This window comes from Streptomyces sp. NPDC001678 (genome assembly GCF_042892945.1).
GTDB lineage: Bacteria > Actinomycetota > Actinomycetes > Streptomycetales > Streptomycetaceae > Streptomyces.
This window is the reverse complement of record NZ_JBIAUP010000003.1, coordinates 149,422-169,149: the sequence shown is the minus strand read 5'-3', so window position 1 is coordinate 169,149 and position 19,728 is coordinate 149,422. Positions and strand designations below refer to the sequence as shown.

The window sequence follows — 19,728 nt, the reverse complement described above, 5'->3', positions numbered from 1 at the left end:
CCGCGTTCGAAGGGTGCGGTGGACGCGGCGTCTGTAGCATCGGTGGCACCCATGGGTCACGGCCTTCACGGCTGGTCACGGTCCCGGGGCATGAGGTGAGAGGAGTGCAGTGTGAGTGCCGCCGAAAAGCACATCGAAGGGGAACTGATCGCCCGCCCGGAGCGGACCCCCGACGCTCTGCGCATGGCGCTCGCCCGCCTCGCCCCGCACCGCCTGGCCGACATGGAGAAACAGAAGAACGAGGCGTTTCAGATCGCTGCTCAGACGAACAGCCTCGGCCCGATTCAGGGTTGGCTGACCATCTGGGCGGGCGAGGTGGAGGTCGAACGCCGCCCCGATCTCATGGCGCGCCGCCGCGAGGCGGAGGGTGTCGTGCAGACGCGTGATCGTGACGATCCCGAATGGCGCGCCGCCATGGACGAGATCCTGGCTGTCCTGCGGGAGGCGCGAGGAGCCGCCGGGTGAGCTGGACGTGGGAGTACGTTCCCGACGAGCGGCACGTCGCCGACGGCGCTCCCCCCGTCCTGGTCTCCCAGGTGGAGGAGCGAGCTGCCGAGCTGGTACGGGCTGCCGAGGCCTTGCACGTCGAGGGCCAGGCCTACGACGGGTTCTCTCCGCAAGGCGGGAACGCCCTGGTGACCGACGGGATGTTCGCCTATCAGGTCGTTCCGCGACAGGAGCGGGTCTACATTCTGCAGATCACCGCCTGGTGAGGCGCGCTCACGCCCCCGCCGGTCGCCCCTTCCGCGCGACGAGCGCTCCGCCGATCCAGCCCGCCACGACCCACGCCGCCGCGATCGCGCAGACGCCCGGCCAGCCCCAGTGGTCGTGGGCCGGGCCCGCGAGGGCGGAGGCGGAGGCGCCGCCGATGAACGCGGCGACGACGTAGGTGGTGTTGGCGGCGGCCGGCTTGTCCGTCGCGGCCAGGGCGCGGGTCTGGTTGGCGACCTGGCCCGCCATGAGGCCCGCGTGGATGAGGACCGCGCCCGCGCACAGCGCCCACAGGGCGTGCCCGCCGAGCAGGAACAGCGGGACGGAGAAGGCCGTGAGCACATAGGCGGCCGTGACGAGGCGCGGGGCGCCGAAGCGGTCGACGAAGGTGCCGGAGAGCGGTCCGGCGACGGTGGAGACGAGGCCGAAGAGGCCGAACAGGCCCGCCGCGCCCAGGGACAGGCCGTAGGGGCCGTCCGCGTCGGTCAGCAGCAGCGTCAGCGTCGTCCACAGCGCGCTCCACGCGCCGAACAGGCCCGCCTGGCGCAGGCACGCGGCCCGCAGCCCGGCGGAGGAGGCGAAGAGGCCCGGCAGTCCGGCGATCGCCTTGAAGGGGTTGGCCGCCTTGCGCGGCCGGGTCTCGGCCGGGAGGAGGGCGGCGGTCAGCAGGCCGACGGCCACGGTCAGTCCCGCCGCGCCGAAGAACACCGCGCGCCAGCCGAACGCCTGCCCCGCGAGCCCGCCGAGCACCCGCGCCGCGACGATGCCGGTGAACAGCCCCGCCACGACCGCCGCCACGTGCCGCGCGCGTCGCTCGGCGGGCGCGCGCTCGGCGACGAGCGGGACGAGCAGCTGCGGTACGACCGTGGCGGCGCAGGCCACCAGGACGGCCGCGGCCAGCGCCGGCAGCCCCGGGGCCAGCCCGGCGGCGACCAGCGCGGCACCGGCCACGGCCGACAGGACGCCGACGAGCCGGCGCCGGTCGGCCGTGTCGCCGAGCGGGGCGAAGAGCAGCAGGCCGACGGCGTAGCCGAGCTGGGCTATGGAGGCGATCCAGCCGGCCCCGGAGGGGGAGGCGCCGAAGTCCCGGGCGATGAGGCCGAGGAGCGGGGCGGCGAGGTAGATGTTCGCGGCGGTGACCGCCGTGCAGAGCGCGATCACGGCGAGCAGCGGGCCACCGCCGGACGCTCCGCGCTCGGCGGCGGACGGGTGTATTCGGGGCGGGGCGTCGGTGGTCGGCGACTGCGACTGGGTGGTCATTGGTGCGGCTGCTCCCCCGGGGCTGGTAACCAACTGGTTGGTTGAGATGCGGCAGGCACTGTCTCAAGTGCCTGCCGCGGCTGTCAACCAAATAGTTGGTTACTCTGTTCCCCATGGCAGGAGTCAGGGATCCCGAGGCCACCAAGGCCCGTATCTTCGAGGCGGCCACCGCCGAGTTCGCCGCGTACGGCATCGCCGGTGCCCGTATCGACCGCATCGCCCGCGAGGCGCGGGCGAACAAGCAGCTGATCTACGCCTACTTCGGCAACAAGGCCGAGCTCTTCTCCCAGGTGCTGGAGCGGCGGCTGATCGAGCTCGCCGCCGCCAACCCCGTCGACACCGAGGACCTCAACGGCTGGATCGACCGCCTGATGAGGTACCACGCCGCCAACCCCGAGCTGGTCAGGCTCGTCTTCTGGGAGGGCCTGGAGTACGGCACCGGCGGCATCCCCCACGAGGAGGAGCGCGCCGACCACTACGCCCGCAAGACCGCCGCCTTCGCGGAGGCCCAGGCCAGGGGCGACATCGACGCGACGATCCCCGCGCCCGACCTGCTCTTCATGCTGATCGCCCTCGCCTCGTGGTCGACCGTGCAGCCGCAGATGCGGCGGATCCTGATCGGCGACACGTGCGAGGACCAGGCGCGGCTGCGTGCTTCCGTTCGCACGGCCGCGCGGCGCCTCATCGGGCGGGAGGCCGCCCCCGGCGACTGAGCGCTCCGCCCCGGGGGCGCGGTCATGCGACTGCGGGCGCGTCGTGGCCGGTCGCGCCCACGCGGCGGTAGCCGCATAGCGACACTGTCCCGCGCCCCTTTGGGGCGCCGGCTGGTCCGTCCGGCTAGTTCGTTCCGATCTTCGCCAGCAGGTCCACGATCCGGCCCTGGACCTCCGCGCTCGTCGAGCGCTCGGCGAGGAAGAGGACCGTCTCGCCCGAGGCGAGGCGCGGCAGCTGGGCCGGGTCGATGTCCGCCGAGGTGTAGACGACCAGCGGCGTGCGGTTGAGCGCGCCGTTGCCGCGCAGCCAGTCGACGATGCCGGCGCGGCGGCGCCGCACCTGCATCAGGTCCATCACGACCAGGTTCGGCCGGGTCTGCGCGGCGAGCGTCACCGCCTCCGAGTCCGTCGCCCCGCACACCACGTGCATGCCGCGCCGCTCCAGCGTCGCGGTCAGCGCGTTGGCGATGGGCTCGTGTTCCTCGATCAGCAGCACCCGCGGCGGGTGCATCTCGCTGTCGCGCGGCGCGAGGGCCTTGAGCAGCACGGCCGGGTCGGCCCCGTAGGCGGCCTCCCGCGTCGCGTGCCCCAGCCCCGCCGTCACCAGCACCGGCACCTCGGCCGCGACCGCCGCCTCGCGCAGCGACTGGAGCGCGGTACGGGTGATCGGGCCGGTCAGCGGGTCGACGAACAGCGCCGCCGGGTACGCGCTTATCTGCGCGTCCACCTCCTCGCGCGAGTGCACGATCACCGGGCGGTAGCCGCGCTCGGTCAGCGCCGCCTCCGTGGACTCGTCCGGGGCGGGCCACACCAGCAGCCGGCGCGGATTGTCCAGCGGCTCCGGCGGCAGCTCGTCGTCCATCGGCGGCCGCACGGCCTCCACGACCTCGACCGCGCCATTGGGGCCGTCGAGCGGCTCGGGGCCCTCGGCGCCGTCGTCCGGCGCTCCTATGGCGAACGCGCGGCCTTCGGGCAGCCCGAGCGACTGGGGGCGGGCGGCGCCCTTCGGCGCGGGTGTGGGTGCGGGTGCCTGCGCTTGCGCTTGTGCGGTCTGCGCTTGTGCCTCGCGCTCGCTCTCGGCCGGGTTCGCCAGCTTGCGGCGGCGTCCGGACCCGGCGGAGGGCGTCCCGGCGGCCGGGGTGTCCCCCGCGCCCGGGCCCTGCCCCAGCGTCCGCACGCTGATCGGCCGCGCGCCGGCCGCGCCGTGCTCCTCCGCGAGCGGGCGCCGCGCCCGGCGGCGCCCGGTGGGTGCCGAAGCCTCGGCGGCGGCGTCGAAGACGTACGGACCCGGCGTGGGGGCCTCGCCGCTCCGCGCCTCGCGCGGCGCGGGCGCGCCCGCGAGGGCGAACGGCCCGGGACCGCTCTGGGACCCACCGGGCGCGGCACCCGTGCCGGCCGCTGCCGCCGGTCCACCGGGGCCGCCGGCGCCGGGAGCCTGCCGGACCTGCTCCGTGCCGGACGCGTCCCGTGCCTGCTCGCCGGCCTCCGAGGCCCCGTGCCGGGCGCGGCCGTCGCCGGGCGCACCGCCCTGGCCGTCGTACGGGCTGCTGGGAGCGCCGGGTGTGCCGAGGGCGCCGGGGGCGCCGTCGGTCACGCCGTCCTGGCGGGCCCCGCCGGGTTCGCCGGCCGGGCCGGGCCGGGCGTCGTGACCGTACGGACCGCCGCCGGGGCCGCCCTGCGGCACGCCGTCCTGGCCGGGGCCGGGGCGCCCGCTCGGGGCTGTGTTGTCGCCACCGCCGCTGTACGGGCCGGGGGCGACCGGAGTGCCGGGGGCGCCGTGCCGTGCGGTGCCGTCGGGCGTGCCGCCCTCGCCGTCGGGGTAACCGGGTGCGGCCGGTCGGCCGGGGGACCCGGGGCCGTTGTGGCGCGCGGCGCCTTCGGGCGCGCCGCCCCGGCCGTCGGGGTAGCCGGGCATGGCGTGCGGGCCGGGGGTGCCGGGCCGTACGTCGCCCTGCCGGGCGCCGTCGGGCGTGCCGGGGCCACCGTGCTGCGCGGCGCCGTTGGGCGTGCCGCCGTTGGGCGTGCCGCCCGTGCCGCCCGTGCCGCCCGTGCCGCCCTGGCCGTCGGCGAAGCCGGGCATGACCGGCGTGCCGCCGGGGGCGCCCTGCGGCGCGTCGCCCTGTCGGGCTCCGTCCGGGCCGATGCCCTGTCGGCCGGGGACACCGGATACGGCCTGCGTGCCGGCCGCCCCGGGGCCGTCGGGTGCGCCACCCTGGCCATCGGGGTAGCCGGAGGCCTGCCGGCCGGGGCCGCCGGGCGCGCCGTGCCGCGCAACGTTGTCGGGCGTGCCGCCCTGGCCGTCGGGGAAGCCGGGTACAGGCTGCGCGCCCGCCGTCCCGACGCCGCCGTGGCGTGTGGTGCCGTCGGGGAAGCCCGGTGCGGCCTGCGTGCCCGCCGTGCCGGGGCCGCCGCGTCGGCCGTCCTCGGCGGGCGGTGGCGTGCCGTCCTCGCCGTACGGCTCGGCGCCCTGGCGGGCGAAGCCGGCGGGGGCGGCCGTCGGGTCGGGGTGGTCTTCGGGGGACGGGGGCTTGCGGTCGGCGTCGGCCGGGGGGAGGGCGAAGGGCGTGCGGGGGACGGACGGTTCGGCGGTGGTCTGGACGGGGATCTGGCCCTCCGGCGTCGCCTCCGCGACGGCGCGGCGGGCGCGGCGGCCCGTGGGCGCGGCGGCGGGGGCGCGGTCCGCGTCCGCCGGCGGCAGCGCGAAGGCCGCGCGCGGCGCCTCGCCCGGCTCCGCCGGCGCGGCGGCCGCCTCCCGGCGCGCCCGGCGGCCGGTGGGCGTGCCCGTGGCCTGCGGCGGGACGAGCGCGGTGCCGGAACGCTCCGCCGGCTCCTCCTCGGCGCGCGCCGGCCCCCGGCGGCGTCCCGTCGGCGCGGGCGCGGGAACGGGCGCGGGAACCGCAACGGCCCCGGCGGCACCCGCACCCGCACCGGCATCCGTACCGCCCTCGGCCGCCGGCTCCGCCGGGCCTCGGCGGGCGCGCCTGCCGGCACCCTGCGGCGCGGCTTCGTCGGCGGGCTCGGGCTGGTCGGGCGGAGAGGACGGCGGCGCCGTCCGGGCCTCGTCCGGGCTCGTGCCCCGGCCCCGCTGCGTCGGCATCGGCATGACCGTCGTCAGGTTCTCCGTGTCCGGCCCGCGCCGCTCCGCGCCCGGCGGGACCGGGCCCGCGTCGGCCGCGACCGGCACCTCCAGGACGTACGCCTTGCCACCCGACGAACCCGGCACGTCGTGCGTCTGGAGCACTCCGCCGTGGCGCCGGACGATGCCCCGCACCAGCGGGCCGTGCACCGGGTCGCCGCCCGGGAAGGGGCCGCGCACCTCGATGCGGACGACCTCCCCGCGCTGTGCCACCGCGACGACGATCGTCGAGTCTCCGGAGCCCGCGCCCGAGCCGGAGAGCGAGGCAGTCGTGGCGCCCGTGGAGTCCACGCCCGCCACGTCCGCGATGAGATGGGCCAGCGCCTGCGCGAACCGTTCCGCGTCCACCTCGGCCTCGATGGCCGGCGCGTGCACGGCGAACTGCGCGCGGCCCGGGCCGATCAGCTCGATCGCGCCGTCGACGCCCGCCGCGACGACCTCGTCGAGCGCGACCTTCTCCCGGACGAGCTTGTCCGCTCCCGAGTCCAGCCGCTGGTAGGCGAGGACGTTGTCGACGAGAGTGCGCATCCGGGCGTATCCGGCGGCGAGATGGTGGAGGATCTGGTTGGCCTCGGGCCACAGCTGGCCCGCCGGGTCGTCGGCCAGGGTGCCGAGTTCGGCGCGGAGCCGGCCGAGGGGGCCGCGCAGCGAGCCGTCGACCAGGTTCAGCAGCTGGGCGTGGCGCGCGGCCAGCGCGTCGTAGGGGCGGCGGTCGGTGAAGGTCATCACCGCGCCCACGAGTTGCTCGCCGTCGCGCACCGGCGCGGTGGTGAGGTCGACGGGCACCGCGCGCCCGTCCTTCGCCCACAGCACCTGCCCGCGCACCCGGTGCTTGCGTCCGGAGCGCAGGGTGTCGGCGATGGGCGACTCCTCGTACGGGAAGGGGGTGCCGTCCGCGCGCGAGTGGTGGATCAGGGAGTGGAGCTCACGGCCGCCGAGGTCGCTCGCGCGGTAGCCGAGGATCTGCGCGGCGGAGGGGTTGACGAGGACGACCTTGCCGGCGGTGTCGACGCCGACCACGCCCTCCGCCGCCGCCCGCAGGATCATCTCGGTCTGGCGCTGCGAACGGGCCAGCTCGGCCTCGGTGTCCATGGTGCCGGTCAGATCGCGGACGACCAGCATGAGGAGCTCGTCCTCGTAGGAGGCGGCGGAGCCCGTCTCGGCGTAAGGGGTGCGGCCGTCGAGGTTGGCGCTGGTCACCTCGACGGGGAACTGGGTGCCGTCGGTGCGCCGGGCGATCATGCGGGTGGGCCTGGTGCGGCCGCCGTCCGGTTCGTCGCGGGGGGCCCGCAGACCGCCGGGGATGCGCCGGGAGTCGAATTCCGGAAGCAGGTCGAGCAGACCGCGCCCGACGAGCCCGGTGCCGGGCACCTCGAAGGTCTCCAGCGCGATGTGGTTGGCGTTGACGACCGTGCCGTTGCAGTTGACGAGCAGCAGCGCGTCGGGGAGGGCGTCGAGTATGGCTGCGAGGCGAGCAGCGCCTCGGGATGGCCTGCTGCTCACGACGACGCTTCCTCCCTGGTTACCGCACCTTGCCGACCGCTCCAGGCGGGTTTGCACCGCCTGTGGGGCCTGTCATCGAGGGGAAGTCTACGGGCTGCCGTGGTGGGCGCTACTGCGGATGACGGGTGTGCCGGGAGGTTCCGGTAAGCCTCTCCGGGGCGTCTCGGGCAGGCCGGACATGCCCCTCGTGTCCCTCTTCGTGGGGACGTGCCGGTCAGGCCAGCGGACTCCTTGCGGGTGCTTTCTTCGGCGAGCCCTTCGACTCCCCGAACACAGTGGAGAATCGGTTCCAGCGGGCCATCTCGCAGCCGTTCGCCTTGCTGAAGTCCGCGTTCACCGGCCGTCCGGCCCACGTTCCGCTTACGTGCGCGCGGTCCGGGCCGCCGTAGACCATCGTGCAGTCCGAGCCCTTGGGTACGGGCGCGAAGAGGTCCTTCCCCCAGGTCGTCTGCCCGTCCAGCTGGTCGCAGGCCTCTTTGGCGCGTGGATGGGTGCCGCCGGCCGGGTGGCAGTAGAGCTCGTATCTGCCGTCGTGGCCGCCGGTGTCGGTCACGGTGACGGTGAGGTGGTCGGCGGAGAGGTCCAGCCCGTCCAGCGGGATCGGGGCGGCCGAGGCGGCCGGCGCGAGCAGCGCGGGCGCCAGGGCGGCGGCGAGGGCGAGGCGGCGGAGCGGCATTCGGGGGACTCCCGGGGTGTGAGCGAACGCGGGGCCGGGCGGCCGGATCGCCCGGCCGGACCCCTCACCCGCACTAACGCTCCGGAGCGCCCCGCGTTGCGCGCCGCGAACGCCTTTGCCCCGGACACCTGTCGCCCGGTACCGTAGGGGTGCGATTGGTGACCGGCCGCGAGGTTGTGTCATCATCTGCGAGCACCCCTGGCGCACGCGCGAGGGGGGTTGGAGGCGTCGCCTAGTCCGGTCTATGGCGCCGCACTGCTAATGCGGTTTGGGCCTTAAAGCCCATCGAGGGTTCAAATCCCTCCGCCTCCGCAGTAACGAAAGCCCCGGTCGTCCCAGACGGCCGGGGCTTTCGCGTACCCGCCGCCGATCTCCTCCAGCCCTGCCCCAACGATCTCGAAAAACAACGTTTCCGCAGGTCAGGGGGGCTGCGGTCAATGGATTTCGTCTGACGGCGAGGTTCATGTAATGTTGTCCACGCAACGCCGACCGGCAAGAAAACGCCGGGAAGCCGAGCGCTCGTAGCTTAACGGATAGAGCACTTGACTACGGATCAAGAGGTTGCAGGTTCGAATCCTGCCGAGCGCACTGTCGAGAGATTCGTCTCTCGTCCGTCGCGGGGTGGAGCAGCTCGGTAGCTCGCTGGGCTCATAACCCAGAGGTCGCAGGTTCAAATCCTGTCCCCGCTACTAAGTCCGAAGACCCGGTACGTTCTCGTACCGGGTCTTCGGCGTTTCCCCGCCCCTGCCCCCTCAGCCCTTCAGCGGCAGGGCCTCGGCCAGCGTGCGCCATTCCGTGCGCGCGAGGGTGTCGCGCCGGGGGTCCCGCTCCGCGTCGAGGACGACCTGGACGGCCAGGTGATCGGCGCCCGACGCCAGGAACTCGTCGACCCGGGCCCTGATCGCCTCCGTGTCGCCGAGGGCGAAGAGCGCGTCGACGAGCCGGTCGCTGCCGCCGCCCGCGAAGTCCTCCTCCGTGAAGCCGAGCCGCAGCAGATTGTTGGTGTAGTTGGGCATCGGCAGATAGAAGGACAGATAGGCGCGGGCGGTCTCCCGGGCCCGGGCCACGTCGGGATCGAGGACGACCTTCAGCTCGGGTGCCAGGACCGCGCCCTCGCCCAGCAGCTCCCGGGCCCGGGCGGTGTGCTCGGCGGTGACGAGATAGGGGAGGGCGCCCGCCGCGCGCTCCGCCGCCAGCGCCACCATCTTCGGGCCGAGCGCGGCCAGCAGCCGCTGCCCGGCGGGGACCGGGACGGGCGCGGTGTCGAGAGCGGTCAGATACTCCTTCATCGCCGAGTACGGGCGGGCGTAGCCCGAGGCCAGATGGGAGTGGCTGGCGCCCAGCCCCAGCCGGAAGCGCTCGCGCCGGCCCGGCTCCAGCGCGGCGTACGCGGCGGCGACCTCGGTGGCGGTGTGGTCCCAGATGCTGAGGATGCTGGTGCCGACGGTGGCGCGCTCGGTCGCGGCCAGCAGATGCGCGGCCTGGGCGACGGACGGGCTGCCGCCGACCCAGAGGGTGCCGTAGCCCAGCTCGTCCAATTCGGCCGCCGCCTCCTGGACTTCGCCGAGCCGGGCGGGGTCGTCCACGCGCAGGGCGACGCTCCAGACGCCGATGGTGCCGAGCGACTCGGCCGCGCCGTTCATGCAGTGATCATTTCCGGATGCCATGCCGACGGCAACCGGAGGCGCCTTCCGGATATTCCCGGCCGATTCTCAGACGATTCACAGAGTGCCGAAAGAGCGCTCTCACGCGCCCGTTCCACCATCGTCGGCATGACCATCGCCTCGCCCTACGGGCGTACTCAGTCGCGGCGCGACGACGGAAGGCCCGTACGCGTCCTGGTCGTCGACGCCGAGTCCGCGCTCGCCGACCTCCTCTCCCTCGCGCTGCGCTACGAGGGCTGGGAGGTCCGGGCCGCCGCCGACGGCGCCGAAGCGGTCCGTCAGGCCCGGGACTTCCGGCCGGACGCCGTGGTCCTGGACATGGCGCTCCCCGATATGGACGCGCTGACGGCGCTGGGCCTGCTGCGGCGAGAACGGCCCGGTGTGCCGGTGCTGTTCCTCGCCGGCAGGGACACCGCCGAGGACCGCGTCGCGGGGCTCACCGCCGGCGGTGACGACCACGTGGCCAAGCCGTTCGGCCTGGAGGACGCCGTCGCCCGGTTGCGCGGACTGCTGCGCCGCTCGCGCGCCGCCGCGCCGCGCGGGGAGTCCGTGCTGATCGTGGGGGACCTGGTCCTCGACGAGGACAGCCGCGAGGTCTCCCGGGGCGGTACGGAGATCCACCTCACCGCCACCGAGTTCGAGCTGCTGCGCTTCCTGATGCGCAACCCCCGGCGGGTGCTCAGCAAGCCGCAGATCCTCGACCGCGTCTGGTCGTACGACTTCGGCGGGCAGGCCAACGTCGTCGAGCTCTACATCTCCTACCTGCGCCGCAAGATCGACGCCGGCCGCCCGCCGATGATCCACACCCGGCGGGGCGCGGGCTATCTCATCAAGCCGGCGGTGTAGGACTGCCGCGCTGTCGCGCGTAGGACTCTCGAAAAAATCGCCTTGTACGGCGTATAGCGACTCCTGTACGGTGTACGACGCAAGCCAGTCGTACACCGTACAAGGCCATGTGGCCGTACAAGGGGGGAACCCATATGACCGCGACCGCGGCGGAAACGCCGTCGTCCAGCACCGGAGCCGACGGGAAGCCGCAGCGCCATCCCACGCGGTGGCTGGTGCTCGGCGTCATCTGTCTGGCCCAGCTCACCGTGCTCCTGGACAACACCGTCCTCACGGTCGCGATCCCCTCCCTCACCGAGGAGATGGGCGCCTCGACCGCCGACATCCAGTGGATGATCAACGCCTATTCGCTGGTCCAGGCGGGCCTGCTGCTCACCGCGGGCAGCGCCGCCGACCGCTACGGGCGCAAGAAGCTCCTCGCCGCCGGACTCGCCCTCTTCGGCCTCGGCTCGCTCGTCGCGTCGCTGTCCGAGAGCACGGGCCAGCTGATCGCCGCCCGCGCGGGCATGGGCATAGGCGGCGCGCTGCTGATGACGACCACCCTGGCCGTCGTCGTGCAGGTCTTCGACGACGAGGAGCGCCCCAAGGCCATCGGCCTGTGGGGAGCGGTGAGCGCGCTCGGCTTCGCCGGCGGGCCGATCGTCGGCGGCGCCCTGCTCAATCACTTCTGGTGGGGCTCGATCTTCCTGATCAACCTGCCGGTCGCCGTGCTCGGCCTGCTGGCCGTGCTCAAGTGGGTGCCCGAGTCCAAGAACCCCTCGGGCGACCGGCCCGACCTGCTCGGCGCGCTGCTGTCCACGATCGGCATGACCGGCGTCGTCTTCGCCATCATCTCCGGTCCCGCCCACGGCTGGACCTCCGCCCGGGTGCTCACCTCGGCCTTCGTCGGCCTGGTCACGCTGGCCTTCTTCGCCATATGGGAGCGTCGCTGCCCGTACCCGATGCTCGACATGCACTTCTTCCGCAACAGCCGTTTCGTCGGCGCGGTCTCGGGCGGCATCCTCGTCGCCTTTGGCATGGGCGGCTCGTTCTTCCTGCTCGGCCAGCACCTCCAACTGGTCCTCCACTACGACCCGCTGGAGACCGGTCTGCGGATGACGCCGCTGGCCCTGGTCATCGTCGTCCTCAACTTCACCGGCGTCGGCGCCCGGCTGCTGCCGAAGATCGGCACCCCCGCCGCCATCGCGGGCGGCATGGGCCTGCTGGCCGCCGGTCTGGCCGCCATCGCCACCCTCGGGGCGGACGGCTACGACGGGATGCTGCTGGGCCTGATCCTCATGGGCGTCGGCATCGCGATCAACATGCCGGCCATGGCCAACGCCATCATGTCCGCCATCCCGCCGGAGAAGGCGGGCGTCGGTGCCGGCGTCAACGGCACCCTCCAGGAGACCGGTAACGGCCTCGGCGTCGCGGTGCTCGGCGCGGTGCTCAACTCCCGCTTCGCCGCACTCGTCCCGGCCGTCGCCGCCGGTGCGGGCTCGCTGCCCGAGGCGCTCGGCCACGCCCGTACGGCGGCGGACCGCACCGCCATCGAGGACGCCTTCGCCTCCGGTGTGCAGGCCAGTCAGCTCGTCGGCGCGACCGCCGTGCTCGCGGGCGGCATCGTGGCGGCGGTCCTGCTCCGCCGGGCGGAGCGGCAGTCGGCGTAGCCGGGAGCGGAACGGCGTGGACGTAGCATGCGAGGTGTACTGACCAGTGGAAAGAGGGAGAGCCGGGATGCCCAGCGGAAGCCGCGCGGACGGTTCCCGGGTCAGTGTGTGGCTGACCGACAAGCCCCGTCGCAAGGCCGACGGCCAGACCGGCGAGGGCACGCTCGACCTGGAGCGGATCGTCGCCACGACCGTGCGGATGCTCGACACCGACGGGCTGGCGAAGTTCTCGATGCGCCGCCTCGCCACGGAGCTGGGCGTGACCGCCATGTCGGTCTACTGGTACGTCGACACCAAGGACGACCTGCTGGAGCTCGCCGTCGACCACGTCAGCGGCGAGCTGGACCTGCCCGACCTCACCGACGAGACGGCCGACTGGCGCGACCAGCTCCGCGACCTGGCCGTCCAGTACCGGCGCGTCCTCATCGCCCACCCCTGGGTGCCGCGGCTGCTCGGCCAGTACCTCAACGTGGGGCCGCGCGCGCTGGCCTTCTCCGAGGCGACGCTCACCGTCATGCGCCGCAGCGGGGTGGCACCGCACTCGATGACCGGCGCGATCTCGGCGCTCTTCCAGTTCGTCTACGGATTCGCGTCCGTCGAGGGCATGTACAAGGAGCGCTGCCGCCAGCAGGGGATCACCGAGGACGAGTACTACCGGCGGGTCGTCGAGGCGTTCGCGCAGCGTCGGGACACCACCGAGCCGTACGAGGAGGTGACGGAGATCGTGGAGGAGCGGATGACTCAGCATGAGGGGGATACGGCGGGGATGTGGGAGCACGATTTCTCTTTCGCGCTCGACACGGTCATCGCTGGGATCGAGGTCATGCGGGACCGCTCGCGCGGGGCGACCCAGTTCTGAGGGGGTGCGCCCCCCTCCGGCGCTTTCGGCTGACCGCCGGTGGGTTTTTCCGCGCCTTCGGCGCGGGTTTCGCCCACCCGCCCGCCCGATTGCCCGGCACGGATTGGCCGGGTAGGGGGCTGGCCTACGAAAAGTTGAGGCCCCGGTGGGGGCGTGTGCTCAGGCCGTCCCCTGCCTGTGTGAGCACGCGCCCCGACCGGGGCCGTGGGCCCTCGGACCGTTTATGCCGTTCCGGTCCGTCCGGGCCACCGGCCTCCGGAGGCGGCGCGCTCCGCTCATGGCGCGCGCCCCCGTCGGCCGGGGTTCGTCAGCCGGCCTTCCCGGCCGGCTCGGAAGCGGTGGTCGCCGCCCCCGGGGTGCCCTTCAGCGCGACCTCCTTGATGAAGAGCGTCACGATGAAGGCGATCAGCGCACACGGCGCCGCGTAGAGGAACACATCCGCGATGCCGTGCCCGTACGCGCTCTCCATGACCGTGCGGAGCGGCGCCGGCAGGGACTTGAGGTCCGGGATGCCACCGCCGCCCGTACCGCCGTGGCCCATGGCCGCCGCGGCCTTCGGGCCGAGCGCGGTGAGGCCGTCCTTCACATAGTCCGGCACCCGGTTGGCGAGCACCGCGCCCAGCGCGGAGACACCCACCGCACCGCCCAGGGAGCGGAAGAAGGTGACGACCGAGCTGGCGGCGCCGAGGTCCTTCGGCTCGACCTGGTTCTGGGAGGCGAGCACGAGGTTCTGCATCATCATGCCGATGCCGAGGCCCATGAGCACCATGTAGATGGCGAGATGCCAGTACGGGGTGTCGTAGCGCATCGTGCCGAGCAGGCCGAGGCCCGCGGTCAGCAGCACACCACCGGTGAGCAGCCAGGCCTTCCAACGACCGGTCTTGGTGATGATCTGACCGGAAACCGTCGACGAGACGAACAGGCCGCCGATCATCGGGATCGTCAGCACACCGGACATCGTCGGCGACTCGCCGCGCGCCAGCTGGAAGTACTGGGAGAAGAAGACCGTGCCGGCGAACATCGCCACACCCACGAAGAGGCTCGCGAGCGAGGACAGGGCGATGGTCTTGTTGCGGAACAGCCGCAGCGGAATGATCGGTTCGGCCGCCTTCGACTCCGTCAGGAGGAAGAGCGCGGCGAGCACGATCGAGCCGCCGACCATCACGGCGCTCTGCCAGGAGATCCAGTCGTAGTCCTTGCCCTTGCCGGCCCGGGTGACCCAGATCAGCAGCAGGGTGACGGAGGCGGTGATGAAGAGGGCGCCCAGCCAGTCGACCTTGACGTCACGCTTGACGACGGGCAGCTTCAGCGTCTTCTGGAGGACGATCAGCGCGATGACCGCGAACGGCACGCCGACGTAGAAGCACCAGCGCCAGCCGAGCCAGCTGGTGTCGGTGATGACGCCGCCGAGCAGCGGGCCGCCGACGGTCGCCACGGCGAAGGTCGCGCCGAGGTAGCCGCTGTAACGGCCGCGCTCCCGCGGGGAGATCATCGCGGCCATGACGATCTGGGCCAGGGCGGAAAGACCGCCCACGCCTATGCCCTGGACGACGCGGCAGGCGATGAGCATGCCGGTGTTCTGCGACAGACCGGCCACGACCGAACCGGCCACATAGACGACCAGCGCCAGCTGGACCAGCAGCTTCTTGCTGAAGAGGTCGGAGAGCTTGCCCCAGAGCGGGGTGGACGCGGTCATCGCCAGGAGCGAGGCCGTGACCACCCAGGTGTAGGAGGACTGGCTGCCGTGGAGGTCGTGGATGATCTCGGGCAGGGCGTTGGAGACGATCGTCGAGGAGAGGATCGCGACGAACATGCCGAGCAGCAGCCCGGAGAGCGCTTCCATGATCTGGCGGTGCGTCATGGGCGCCGCGTCGGTGGGGGCTCCGGCGGTCGCCGGGGCTCCAGAGGCGTCCCGCACACCTGCCGGTGAGGACTTGGCCATGGACTTCCTTTCTCGCTTGGTGGTCAGACGGGTGTACGGGTGGTGGATTCGGCGCCGGACGGGGCGCCTGAGGTGGCGCCGGAGTGGTGATACGGCCGCGACCGGCAGTCGCCGAAGCTGTCGCGGAGCCGCGTCATCAGGCCGATGAGGTGGCCGACGTCGTCGTCGGACCAGTCCTGGAGGGCATGGGCGAGCGCGTCCGTGTACCGCGCGGAGACCTCGTCCAGCAGCTCCTGGCCGCTGGCGGTGAGGCTCAGCAGCCGGGACCGCTTGTCGAGCGGGTCCGGCTGCCTCTCCAGCCAGCCGCGCTCGGCGGCGTAGGCGACATGCCGGCTGGTCACCGAGGCGTCGATGGAGAGCAGCTCGCCGAGGCGGCTCATCCGCATCTCGCCGTGCTGCTTCAGCAGGGTGAGCATGATGGCCGTGGCCGGGGAACAGTCCTGCGGCAGGACACGGCTCAGGCCGCGCTTGACCGCGCCGATGGCGCTCAGTTGACGCGCCAGCTCTTGGTACTGCTCCTGTGCGGCCATGGGCCTCGGCTCCCGGGTGCCACTCGCTCGACGGTTAGGTTGCTCTGGGCAACCATAGGGAAGATTGGTTGCTGAAGGCAAATGAAAAATGGGATTATCGGGTAAAAGGAGAACCAAGGGTTCTTCGGGCGGGCGCAAAGGGGCGGCCCGCCGGGCGCGGCGGCAGGGGCTTTCGCTAGGGTCCCGCCCATGGCCAACCCTCAGCAGAACCCCGGTGGCGACTACGACCCGGCGGGTAGCACGCAGATGTTCCGAGCGTTCGTGGCCGACGACAGCGCCGATGTGGCGCCCGTGGTCACCACCCCCGGTGGGGGCCGGGCAGCGGCCCGGCGGGCCAAGTCCTCCGGGCCCGGAGTGGGGCTGATCGTCGGCGTGATCGTCGCGGTCGTGCTCGTTGCCGGGGCGGCTTGGCTCGCGCTGGGCTGAGCTCTCTTTTCCGGGGGCTCCGCCCCCGGACCCCCGGTCCTCAAACGCCGGACGGGCTGGCTGTGGGCACCCTTACGTCCACTCCGCCCTGACCTCGCGCGTCTGGATCCGCATCCCCGGCAGGACCCGCCACTCGTCGACGCACACCTTCCACGTGTCCTCCGCCCTGCCGCCCGGGGCTATCGGGGACGGGAGGGCGTGGGTGGAGGGGATCCGCGCCCAGTCGAATCCGGTTTTCCCCAGGATGTGGACGGTCACGGTGACCGTGCCCGAGGCGATCGCCGTGCCGCCGTTGTTGGCGAAGGCGAGGGTGAGGCGCTCGCACCAGCGTTCGTCGGCCGGTTCGCGGCGCGGTTCGCTCATGACGAGTGCGGGCGCCGAAGGGGTGGTCGAAGGGGCAGTCGAAGGGGCGGTCGAACCAGAAGGCGTACGGCCCAGGCTGCCGCTCGGTGATCGTGAAGGGGGCGCGCTGTCCTTGGGACGTGGGTGCCGGCTCAGGTCCGGGCTCTGGCTCATGCTCGTGCTCGGGGCGGGGAGCGGGATGAGCTCCACGCCGCCCTTGGGCGGCACGGCGTGACCGGCCGCTCCTGTGGTGCCCGGTCCGGCGGCCCCCGTGGCGACACGGCCCTCGCGATCGCCGCCGCCGCAGCCCGCCGTGGCGAGCGTGCCCACCGCAACCAGGCAGACGAGCGTCTTCCGTCGCATCGGCCCAGTTTCGCTGACGATTCGTCAGCTTGTATATCCCCGCTTGCAGATCCCCCGCTTGCATATCCCCGGGGATCCGGGCGTCAGTCGGCGATGAGGCCTTCCCGGAGCTGGGCCAGGGTGCGGGTCAGCAGCCGGGAGACGTGCATCTGGGAGATGCCGACCTCCTCGCCGATCTGCGACTGCGTCATATTGGCGAAGAACCGCAGCATGATGATCTGCCGTTCGCGCTGGGGCAGCTTCGCCAGCAGGGGCTTCAGTGACTCGCGGTACTCCACGCCTTCGAGGGCCGTGTCCTCGTAGCCCAGCCGGTCGGCCAGGGAGCCCTCGCCGCCGTCGTCCTCGGGGGAGGGGGAGTCCAGCGAGCTCGCCGTGTAGGCGTTGCCCACGGCCAGGCCGTCGACGACGTCCTCCTCGGAGACGCCGAGGCACAGCGCCAACTCCGGGACGGTGGGCGAGCGGTCGAGCTTCTGGGCGAGCTCGTCGCTGGCCTTGGTGAGGGCGAGGCGCAGCTCCTGGAGGCGGCGCGGGACCCGCACGGACCAGCTGGTGTCCCGGAAGAAGCGTTTGATCTCGCCGACCACCGTGGGCATCGCGAACGTCGGGAATTCGACACCCCGTTCGCAGTCGAAGCGGTCGATCGCCTTGATCAGCCCGATGGTGCCGACCTGGACGATGTCCTCCATGGGCTCGTTGCGGCTGCGGAAGCGGGCCGCGGCGTACCGCACGAGGGGGAGGTTGAGCTCGATGAGGGTGTCGCGGACGTAGGTGCGCTCGGCGCTGTCCCGGTCGAGCGCGGCCAGCCGCAGGAAGAGGGAGCGGGAGAGGGTGCGGGTGTCGATGGCTTCACAGTCGTCGAGCACGGCGTGCGGTGCGTCGTTGGCGAGCACCTTCGCGCTGCCCAGGTCTACGGACATGCCACCCCCTTGAGGTCGCGGACGGATCACAGCGGCACCCTCGCGGGTTCAGCCTCCACCTGAATACCGGAGGCTGCGCTGTGGCAAACGCAGTTCCAGCAGAATGTCACATGTCGGCAACACGCTGTAGCGTCAAGTCGATATATCTTCCCCATGACATCGGGGGAGGGGTCACCCGCGAGGGTTAGGCGTCGATTCGATTTGCGGAACGGAGCCTGGCGAAGCTTCGTGAGAGTAGCCGGGACACATGCATCTGTGACACCCCCAGCTCCGCGCTGATCTGCGACTGCGTCAAATTGCTGTAGTAGCGCAGCAGGAGGATCCGCTGTTCCCGCTCAGGAAGCTGTACGAGCAGATGGCGTACGAGATCACGGTGTTCGACCCCGGCCAGCGCGGGGTCCTCGTAGCCGAGGCGATCCAGCAGGCCAGGCAGGCCGTCGCCCTCCTGAGCGGCCTCCAGGGACGTGGCGTGATACGAACGGCCGGCCTCGATGCAGGCCAGCACCTCCTCCTCGGCGATCTTCAGCCGGTCGGCGATCTCGGCGGTGGTGGGCGACCGGCCGTGGAGCACCGTCAGGTCCTCGGTGGCGCCGTTGACCTGCACCCACAGCTCGTGGAGGCGGCGCGGGACGTGCACGGTGCGGACGTTGTCGCGGAAGTACCGCTTGATCTCGCCGACGACGGTCGGCATCGCGAAGGTGGGGAACTGGACGCCGCGGTCGGGGTCGAAGCGGTCGATGGCGTTGATGAGCCCGATGGTGCCGACCTGGACCACGTCCTCCATGGGCTCGTTGCGGCTGCGAAAACGCGCCGCGGCGTACCGCACGAGGGGGAGGTTGGCTTCGATCAGGGCGGCGCGCACGCGGGCGTGCTCGGGGGTGCCGGGGTCCAGGGTGACGAACTCCTTGAAGAGCACCTGGGTCAGGGCCCGGGCGTCGGCGCCCCGGCCCTCCCGGGGGCGGGGGCCGCGTACGGCGCCGGGCTCGCCGGGCCGGCCGTCCTCGTCGGCGTCGTGGTCCCCGGCGGGCTCCCCGTCGTGGCCGGCGGGCCCGAGGTCGTCGGGGAGGCCGTCGGGGATGTCGCGGGCGTCGGTGCCGGGGTCGGTGACGGCGTTGGTGAGGCGGTCGGCGACGGGGTCGCCGACGCGGTCGGTTCCGTCGGTGGACTTGTCGCGTCGGAGGGGGGCTTCGGGCGCTGTACGGGCCGGCATGGTCACCACCCCTTCGCGGTCAAAATCGATCAACTCATCCGGCAAAAGCGGTCATAGCATCACAAGACATGTCCGTAGTGTGCAAGCACCGCATAGCACCGTGTTGGCGACAAAAAACACCCCTCGCCGGGGAGGCGAGGGGTGCCGGAAGGGGCGCTGGAAAGGGCGCCGGAAGGGGTGTCAGAACGGGTAGTCGGCGATCACCCAGGTCGCGAATTCGCGCCACTGGGCGACGCCCGCCTGGTGGGCGGGGTGGTCCAGATACCGCTGGAGCGCGTCCGTGTCCTCGACCGAGCAGTTGATGGCGTAGTCGTAGGCGATCGGCCGGTCGGAGATGTTCCAGGCGCACTCCCAGGAGCGCAGCTCGGGGATGGCGCCGTCCAGCTCCTCGAACGCCTGCACACCGGCGACGACGCGCGGGTCGTCGCGCTCGACGCCCTCGTTGAGCTTGAACAGGACGAGATGACGGATCACTGCTGCCTTCTTTCAGCTGACGAGCTGGGTCATGAACTCGCCGATGTTCATGGCGGCGTCCGAGAGCCCCTGGAACCCTATCTGGACGAGCTCGGCCGACCGGGCGGGGGAATGGATGATCGTGTACGCCACGAAGATGCCGAGGCCCCAGAGCACGACCTTCTTTGTCTGCACGATGACGCCCTGCCTCCCCTGCGGTCCCGCCTTGATCGCGAGAGTCTATCCGCGCAAACGTACGAGCGAATGAATGACCGAAAGTCGTGGCGCGTCGCATGGGCGGAGCGCGGGTGGGAACGCGGGCGCGGTGTGGACCGATTCACACCCCTCACACGGACTTTAAGGACTTTGGACCCTGCAAACCGGGCCCTTCGGCAGACTCCGGCGCTCGTGCCGGGGCGGAGGATGGAGGGGCGGTCCACGGATCTGGCAGGAATCTCGTGGACCAGGGATACGGACCTCACTGCGGGGTCCGGGCCGTGCGAATCCCCCCGACCGCGGCCCGTACTT

General features: G+C 72.5%; 17 protein-coding genes, 3 tRNA genes and 1 pseudogene. 10 read left to right on the top strand and 11 right to left on the bottom strand.

Annotated features, from left to right (window positions below; genetic code table 11):
• The first annotated feature begins 111 nt into the window (after positions 1–111).
• Positions 112–465, top strand: coding sequence for a hypothetical protein (locus ACFYZR_RS07510; protein WP_391906438.1), 354 nt, complete (start codon positions 112–114; stop codon positions 463–465).
• The gene (locus ACFYZR_RS07505; protein ID WP_391906435.1) at positions 462–713 is read left to right on the top strand and encodes a hypothetical protein; all 252 of its coding nucleotides are present in this window, start codon (positions 462–464) and stop codon (positions 711–713) included. Before ACFYZR_RS07510 ends, ACFYZR_RS07505 begins: the two co-directional genes overlap by 4 nt.
• A gap of 7 nt (positions 714–720) precedes the next feature.
• Here the strand turns inward: ACFYZR_RS07505 and ACFYZR_RS07500 are convergent, their stop codons facing one another.
• On the bottom strand, positions 721–1,971 hold the full coding sequence (locus ACFYZR_RS07500) for an MFS transporter (protein WP_391906432.1): 1,251 nt from the start codon (positions 1,969–1,971) through the stop codon (positions 721–723).
• A gap of 113 nt (positions 1,972–2,084) precedes the next feature.
• Here ACFYZR_RS07500 and ACFYZR_RS07495 point away from each other — a divergent pair, with 113 nt between their 5' ends.
• Positions 2,085–2,684, top strand: a complete 600-nt coding sequence (locus ACFYZR_RS07495) for a TetR family transcriptional regulator (protein WP_391906429.1) — start codon at positions 2,085–2,087, stop codon at positions 2,682–2,684.
• A gap of 124 nt (positions 2,685–2,808) precedes the next feature.
• Here the strand turns inward: ACFYZR_RS07495 and ACFYZR_RS07490 are convergent, their stop codons facing one another.
• Together ACFYZR_RS07490 and ACFYZR_RS07485 are read right to left on the bottom strand one after the other, a co-directional pair.
• Positions 2,809–7,323 carry a PAS domain-containing protein gene (locus tag ACFYZR_RS07490; RefSeq protein ID WP_391906426.1) on the bottom strand — a complete coding sequence of 1,505 codons (4,515 nt, stop codon included), beginning with the start codon at positions 7,321–7,323 and terminating at the stop codon, positions 2,809–2,811.
• Positions 7,324–7,537: 214 nt separating this feature from the next.
• Positions 7,538–7,999 (bottom strand): SSI family serine proteinase inhibitor, encoded by a 462-nt coding sequence (locus tag ACFYZR_RS07485; protein WP_391906423.1) that lies wholly within the window; start codon positions 7,997–7,999, stop codon positions 7,538–7,540.
• A gap of 221 nt (positions 8,000–8,220) precedes the next feature.
• Between ACFYZR_RS07485 and ACFYZR_RS07480 the strand changes: the two genes are divergently transcribed.
• The 3 genes from ACFYZR_RS07480 (at position 8,221) to ACFYZR_RS07470 (ending at position 8,688) form a co-directional block, all read left to right on the top strand.
• Positions 8,221–8,311 (top strand) — tRNA-Ser (locus tag ACFYZR_RS07480).
• A 203-nt stretch (positions 8,312–8,514) separates the two neighbouring features.
• Positions 8,515–8,587: transfer RNA gene (locus ACFYZR_RS07475), tRNA-Arg, on the top strand.
• Positions 8,588–8,614: 27 nt separating this feature from the next.
• Positions 8,615–8,688: transfer RNA gene (locus tag ACFYZR_RS07470), tRNA-Met, on the top strand.
• A 63-nt stretch (positions 8,689–8,751) separates the two neighbouring features.
• On the opposite strand, the gene ACFYZR_RS07465 is transcribed toward ACFYZR_RS07470, so the two are convergent.
• Positions 8,752–9,642: a TIGR03620 family F420-dependent LLM class oxidoreductase gene (locus tag ACFYZR_RS07465; protein ID WP_391906421.1), complete on the bottom strand. Its 891-nt coding sequence runs from the start codon at positions 9,640–9,642 to the stop codon at positions 8,752–8,754.
• 129 nt (positions 9,643–9,771) lie between these two features.
• Here ACFYZR_RS07465 and ACFYZR_RS07460 point away from each other — a divergent pair, with 129 nt between their 5' ends.
• The 3 genes from ACFYZR_RS07460 to ACFYZR_RS07450 all read left to right on the top strand — a co-directional run bounded on the left by ACFYZR_RS07460 (position 9,772) and on the right by ACFYZR_RS07450 (position 13,017).
• The gene (locus ACFYZR_RS07460) at positions 9,772–10,509 is read left to right on the top strand and encodes a response regulator transcription factor (protein ID WP_391906418.1); all 738 of its coding nucleotides are present in this window, start codon (positions 9,772–9,774) and stop codon (positions 10,507–10,509) included.
• 134 nt (positions 10,510–10,643) lie between these two features.
• Positions 10,644–12,158, top strand: a complete 1,515-nt coding sequence (locus ACFYZR_RS07455; RefSeq protein WP_391906416.1) for an MFS transporter — start codon at positions 10,644–10,646, stop codon at positions 12,156–12,158.
• A 67-nt stretch (positions 12,159–12,225) separates the two neighbouring features.
• Positions 12,226–13,017: a TetR/AcrR family transcriptional regulator gene (locus ACFYZR_RS07450; RefSeq protein WP_391906414.1), complete on the top strand. Its 792-nt coding sequence runs from the start codon at positions 12,226–12,228 to the stop codon at positions 13,015–13,017.
• 322 nt (positions 13,018–13,339) lie between these two features.
• Here the strand turns inward: ACFYZR_RS07450 and ACFYZR_RS07445 are convergent.
• Positions 13,340–14,959 (bottom strand): annotated as a pseudogene (locus ACFYZR_RS07445) (MDR family MFS transporter); the annotation flags it as partial.
• 23 nt (positions 14,960–14,982) lie between these two features.
• Positions 14,983–15,489, bottom strand: coding sequence for a MarR family winged helix-turn-helix transcriptional regulator (locus ACFYZR_RS07440; protein ID WP_391906413.1), 507 nt, complete (start codon positions 15,487–15,489; stop codon positions 14,983–14,985).
• A gap of 189 nt (positions 15,490–15,678) precedes the next feature.
• Here ACFYZR_RS07440 and ACFYZR_RS07435 point away from each other — a divergent pair, with 189 nt between their 5' ends.
• Positions 15,679–15,915 carry a hypothetical protein gene (locus ACFYZR_RS07435; RefSeq protein ID WP_391906411.1) on the top strand — a complete coding sequence of 79 codons (237 nt, stop codon included), beginning with the start codon at positions 15,679–15,681 and terminating at the stop codon, positions 15,913–15,915.
• 72 nt (positions 15,916–15,987) lie between these two features.
• On the opposite strand, the gene ACFYZR_RS07430 is transcribed toward ACFYZR_RS07435, so the two are convergent.
• The 5 genes from ACFYZR_RS07430 to ACFYZR_RS07410 form a co-directional block, all read right to left on the bottom strand.
• Positions 15,988–16,620, bottom strand: a complete 633-nt coding sequence (locus tag ACFYZR_RS07430; protein ID WP_391906410.1) for a hypothetical protein — start codon at positions 16,618–16,620, stop codon at positions 15,988–15,990.
• An 83-nt stretch (positions 16,621–16,703) separates the two neighbouring features.
• Positions 16,704–17,537, bottom strand: coding sequence for an RNA polymerase sigma factor SigF (locus ACFYZR_RS07425; protein WP_391906407.1), 834 nt, complete (start codon positions 17,535–17,537; stop codon positions 16,704–16,706).
• Between the two features lie 184 nt (positions 17,538–17,721).
• Positions 17,722–18,615, bottom strand: a complete 894-nt coding sequence (locus tag ACFYZR_RS07420) for a SigB/SigF/SigG family RNA polymerase sigma factor (protein WP_391907300.1) — start codon at positions 18,613–18,615, stop codon at positions 17,722–17,724.
• Between the two features lie 312 nt (positions 18,616–18,927).
• Positions 18,928–19,221 (bottom strand): Dabb family protein, encoded by a 294-nt coding sequence (locus ACFYZR_RS07415; protein WP_391906405.1) that lies wholly within the window; start codon positions 19,219–19,221, stop codon positions 18,928–18,930.
• A 12-nt stretch (positions 19,222–19,233) separates the two neighbouring features.
• Complete coding sequence (locus tag ACFYZR_RS07410; protein WP_391906402.1) at positions 19,234–19,395, bottom strand: hypothetical protein; 162 nt, start codon at positions 19,393–19,395, stop codon at positions 19,234–19,236.
• Positions 19,396–19,728 lie beyond the last annotated feature (333 nt).

Coding starts and splice junctions, on each gene's coding strand:
- ACFYZR_RS07500 (WP_391906432.1), bottom strand. CDS start 1,971: ATGACCACCCAGTCGCAGTCGCCGACCACCGACGCCCCGCCCCGAATA.
- ACFYZR_RS07495 (WP_391906429.1), top strand. CDS start 2,085: ATGGCAGGAGTCAGGGATCCCGAGGCCACCAAGGCCCGTATCTTCGAG.
- ACFYZR_RS07485 (WP_391906423.1), bottom strand. CDS start 7,999: ATGCCGCTCCGCCGCCTCGCCCTCGCCGCCGCCCTGGCGCCCGCGCTG.
- ACFYZR_RS07465 (WP_391906421.1), bottom strand. CDS start 9,642: ATGAACGGCGCGGCCGAGTCGCTCGGCACCATCGGCGTCTGGAGCGTC.
- ACFYZR_RS07460 (WP_391906418.1), top strand. CDS start 9,772: ATGACCATCGCCTCGCCCTACGGGCGTACTCAGTCGCGGCGCGACGAC.
- ACFYZR_RS07455 (WP_391906416.1), top strand. CDS start 10,644: ATGACCGCGACCGCGGCGGAAACGCCGTCGTCCAGCACCGGAGCCGAC.
- ACFYZR_RS07450 (WP_391906414.1), top strand. CDS start 12,226: ATGCCCAGCGGAAGCCGCGCGGACGGTTCCCGGGTCAGTGTGTGGCTG.
- ACFYZR_RS07440 (WP_391906413.1), bottom strand. CDS start 15,489: ATGGCCGCACAGGAGCAGTACCAAGAGCTGGCGCGTCAACTGAGCGCC.
- ACFYZR_RS07435 (WP_391906411.1), top strand. CDS start 15,679: ATGGCCAACCCTCAGCAGAACCCCGGTGGCGACTACGACCCGGCGGGT.
- ACFYZR_RS07430 (WP_391906410.1), bottom strand. CDS start 16,620: ATGCGACGGAAGACGCTCGTCTGCCTGGTTGCGGTGGGCACGCTCGCC.
- ACFYZR_RS07425 (WP_391906407.1), bottom strand. CDS start 17,537: ATGTCCGTAGACCTGGGCAGCGCGAAGGTGCTCGCCAACGACGCACCG.